Consider the following 4,221-nt stretch of genomic DNA (forward strand, 5'->3'; position numbering starts at 1 on the left):
TCATAGTTTGTGGCGTGCCACAGCTTCCCAAGAAGAATCTCAGGAAACCTTATTTCGTGCATGTACTTTCAACCTTTTTGATAAACTCTCGTTCAGCATCTCGATAAACTAGCTTATACTTCCTAACAACCTCATCAAACTTCTTCACATACTCACAGTGATAAGCTTTTCTCGGAGGTAACCAAACGTCAGGCCCAGCAGCACCTTTCTCGCTATTTAACTTATCCCAGACAACCAATAGATTCTCATGGTCATTCGCAAAGGCTCTGCGTTGTTTTCTCGTCCAGGCATATCCGCCGTGATTATGCGCCCACATAAGAGGGACCAGGTGATTAATATCCAAATCACTAGCTTTGGTGAACGTCTTACCACTGAAAGGATCAAGCCACTTACCATGTGAGACAGTGCAACCTTTATTTCTCTTAAACTTAACCTTGATAAGAGACTCTTTGATTAACATTTCCTGCCTTTCGTTCTGGCAATCATCATCCTTATCAATCCAATGGGGGTAATCTTTGCGATTGTACTTAAGACTGGCTTGGGGTAGTGCCTTTGGCTGCTTCTTACTATTCTTTCTTGGGAGAGGTGAGTAAGAAGTCCCCCCATTATGGCAGTGATAGCCACCGTTCTTTCTGTCGTTATGACATCCATCGCTATTAGTTCTGCCACTATGAGCCTGAGATATTCCACTGAGTAGTATTAAAGCTACTCCTAAAGATAGTCTTAGCATCTATGAGTCCATGTTCTTTATTTTTATGCCCCAAACTTACCATAAAACGACTGAGACATTGAAGGTAGTTATCAATATAAACCAGCGCGTTAATAGTCTCTCGATGGCATCCATTCAAAATGAGATAATAAGTAATAAACCATCTTACAGTCTCTTAAAGCTTGCTCCTAAAATAATATGTATCCTGCATGCATATTTGTAATTATTACAAGTACTCAATACTAAAAGGCATATCATATTTGATATGGAATGTAATACTACATTGAAAATCAAAGTTAACGCAGGGGATTTTCTCTCCCTTGCTTGTCCTGCAAGACATTAGACCTAAAAGCACCAAAGCAAAAACACAAATATATTTTATCGAAATCGAGCTAAAATAAATATTTTTTCTTGCATTAAACAAATACTTTAAAGGTTTTCTTTGTTTTTTTAATAAAAATTGACTTTAGGTAATTGGTAATCTAGGTTTTGAGGAGGTGCAGATACCCAAGCAATCAGAACTTTGAGCGGTGCTTTTTGCTATGGGCATCTGTGTAACTATAAAAAGCTACGGAGTAATATTAGTAATGATTTCAGATAATTTCAAAAACTACAAAGTTACTATTGAGTCTATTGAGCAGCACCAACAGAAGTTTGAATCAAAAAGCTCACATACTCAAAGAACATATATCGACAGCAAAACTATTGCGAAAGGTGTCACTCTGACGCCTAACAATAGATTTATTTTGTAGTGTTAGAGCCTCCTTAGAAAGAGGCTCACTGCTCTCTTGAAAGTAATCGAAAGCTAACTATCTAATTTATATCCTATAGACTTAAAGACATTAAGCTTCGTATTCCTGTGCTTTATTGACATAACTCTCTTTGACCACGCTCAGAGGCTTTTTCCACAGAATACTTAACCCAAAAGTCACGCCCCAAATTCCCCATAGGAACAAATTCATTCATAGGAAAAAGGTAAGCATCATCCACACTTCCATTAATTCCCAGATCACATAAATTCTTATCAATAGCAGAGAACCCGCCTTGAGAAACTTCAAGAACTTTAGGCCCATATCCATCAGGCCAAACGATATCAAAGTTAACCTTACCTAAATTAGTAACGGAACCTTTTTTAATATATATGTAGGATCTATTAACAGTTGTAACCCTATGGTCAATGACATACATGTACCAAATATATCTGCCGGGAAGTAGCTGAACCGCCTTAAAGGTATCCGGACTAGTGAATGATATGACTGCTTTCCCCATTTTCTTGCGCTCCTTCCCTTCATCGTTCACAATGAAAATAACTAGCTGTTTCCCCAGAAAGCTATCATTTGGATGAGGCCACGTAGATTCAAAATTAAAGGCCAAAACTCCTGTGCTATTTTTTAATTCACTTGGTCCCTTAATAATTGGTGCTAAGCTAAAACAACCTGCTAGCATAAAAAATAAACTTGAGAATATTAATTTGTACATACGAACACTCCAAGAAATACTATATGTTATAAGATAGACCAGTAATCAAAACTATCACTAGAGTATAGAAAAAACATTCTCTCATTTTGACGGTGTGAAAATAACACTAGGCGGCGGTCTGAGAGCTTCTTTGTGCTAGCTATTTGATACCCCCTACCCCCTGAGAAAGTCGCTCAGAGGGGCTTAGAGAGGGCTTAAAGACACCTCATTGACTCTATGATGGAAAGATAAGATAATCTCTCGTTTAACTTCAACAAGGATACAAATATAATGAAAAAGAGTTTAAGCATTATCACCTTAACGACGGCCTTAACACTATCTGGCTGTGCTACTGTAAGTTCAACTACAAGCTCAGCCACAGAAGAAAACACCATACAACAAACGACTTCAAAAGATGGCTACTCTACAAGCATAACTTTAAACCATTCAGCTATAGCAACTCCTAGCGATAACTTTTCATATTATCAACTTGGTGCAAGATGGAGCAGCATGCACCCAGAGCAAGTATACTTAGCTGTCAAACATCCAGCACACGCACCTCAAAGTCCATTAACCTTTAAAAAGTTAGATATAGAACTTAACGGCATACTCAAAAACTATAAATCTTTAACCTCTGTCAAACAAGATAATGAGCTTGTAATTCCCATGAGCTTATTCAATGAAATGTTAAAAGCTGATTCTGTTAAGCTTAAAATCCACACCAATGAAAGCTCTGAGATTGTAGATTTTTCTCAAGTAGAGCTTCCTTATGGACAGTTAGCAGCTAAACATTACTTAAAAAGTTTTATGAGTAAAATTGCACTCTATCATCGTTTAAAAGAAGTAGAAAAAGAGAGCGCTTCCACTAAGTAACTCTAAGAATCTAGCAGGCCCCTCAAGGGGCTTGCTTTAACTTCTTTGCTTTAACATCACCATTTTGAATCCCTTTCTCAGTTAACTTTGCGAGACCTCTCGCCGTGATTCTCACCTGATTACGAACGGTATAACCATAAGCATGACATTGAGCAAATGAGGTATGAACTAATAAGCCCTCGTTAATCTTATCTTGATAAGCAAACTTCTCTTTGGTCTTAGGGTTCTGATAGATCCAGTTGTGTTCATACATCCAATCTCTTAAGTCTTTATTAGGTCTAATCCCTAACTTCTTAGCGGCTTCTGTAATTGATAAGGAATTCTCACACTCAAGCAATTGATCATAGGCTTCAATCTTTGGTTGGTCTTCCTCAACCTTTAGCTCTAACACCTCGCATCTTTGAGCAGCCTCATAGCCAAGCCTTAGTAACTCGGTGACATTCAAAGTCGGTGTTTGTTCTACTGGTGTAAGTTTCCCATTCTTATAATCTAAGAATGTTTGATTAACTTGAAGTTGGAAACGTGGACGAATCCAACCAGCATACGACACTGCTAATAGTTCATGTGCGAATGTTCCTTGTACCAAACCACCTCTAGAGGTAGCTATAGGCGATACCGGATTTCCGGTAACGGTCAGTTCTTGCACTACTTCTTGAGTGTTTTTGTTTGTTAGCCAATAGTTAGGTGCTTTATGTTTTGCGCCTCCGCTAGCTCTATGCAACGCATTAAGATTATATCGACCTTCCTTGTCCGTGGTGATTTCCACACCTGCAATCATTGGATATTGCTTTTGTTCCATATACATAATTTTCCTTGTTTGATTATCTTATACCTACATCTCATAGGCATCTTTGAGGCTCTAAAATAGGTCGCCTCTTTATCCATAGTTTAGCCACATCTTTTTTTGGACAAAAATCAGCCAGCAATAGCTAGCCTCTCAAGGACAACTTTTACACACTGGAAGCGTTACAGTAGACCACAAGCACGTATAAGTTTAATTTGAAAGGGGCTTAGGACAGCCCCGAGAATAGACTTAGAAAAAGTACATTGGGGGTATTAGTGTAAACTTGATGGAATTCTCAAGTTTTACGCTGCCTTTCTCTCAGCAGCTTGAGGCTTTTTTCTTACATTCTCCCTTTGTAAGCTCCAGTAAATCTCTTGATAATGATTGTGCTTAAAGC

Annotated in this window: 4 protein-coding genes; 1 reads left to right on the top strand and 3 read right to left on the bottom strand. The window is 38.2% G+C overall.

What is annotated here, in order from left to right; genetic code table 11:
* Positions 1 to 49 precede the first annotated feature (49 nt).
* Both NH399_RS25190 and NH399_RS25195 read right to left on the bottom strand, forming a co-directional pair.
* Positions 50 to 730 (bottom strand): YHYH domain-containing protein, encoded by a 681-nt coding sequence (locus NH399_RS25190; protein ID WP_253044280.1) that lies wholly within the window; start codon positions 728 to 730, stop codon positions 50 to 52.
* Positions 731 to 1,573: 843 nt separating this feature from the next.
* Positions 1,574 to 2,188, bottom strand: a complete 615-nt coding sequence (locus NH399_RS25195; protein WP_253044281.1) for a hypothetical protein — start codon at positions 2,186 to 2,188, stop codon at positions 1,574 to 1,576.
* A gap of 270 nt (positions 2,189 to 2,458) precedes the next feature.
* Between NH399_RS25195 and NH399_RS25200 the strand changes: the two genes are divergently transcribed.
* Complete coding sequence (locus tag NH399_RS25200; RefSeq protein ID WP_253044283.1) at positions 2,459 to 3,040, top strand: hypothetical protein; 582 nt, start codon at positions 2,459 to 2,461, stop codon at positions 3,038 to 3,040.
* 22 nt (positions 3,041 to 3,062) lie between these two features.
* On the opposite strand, the gene NH399_RS25205 is transcribed toward NH399_RS25200, so the two are convergent.
* Positions 3,063 to 3,839 (bottom strand): KilA-N domain-containing protein, encoded by a 777-nt coding sequence (locus tag NH399_RS25205; protein ID WP_253044284.1) that lies wholly within the window; start codon positions 3,837 to 3,839, stop codon positions 3,063 to 3,065.
* Positions 3,840 to 4,221: the final 382 nt, after the last annotated feature.

The sequence above is a fragment of the Pleionea sp. CnH1-48 genome (genome assembly GCF_024124665.1).
Classification (GTDB): Bacteria; Pseudomonadota; Gammaproteobacteria; order Enterobacterales; family Kangiellaceae; genus JAMXSB01.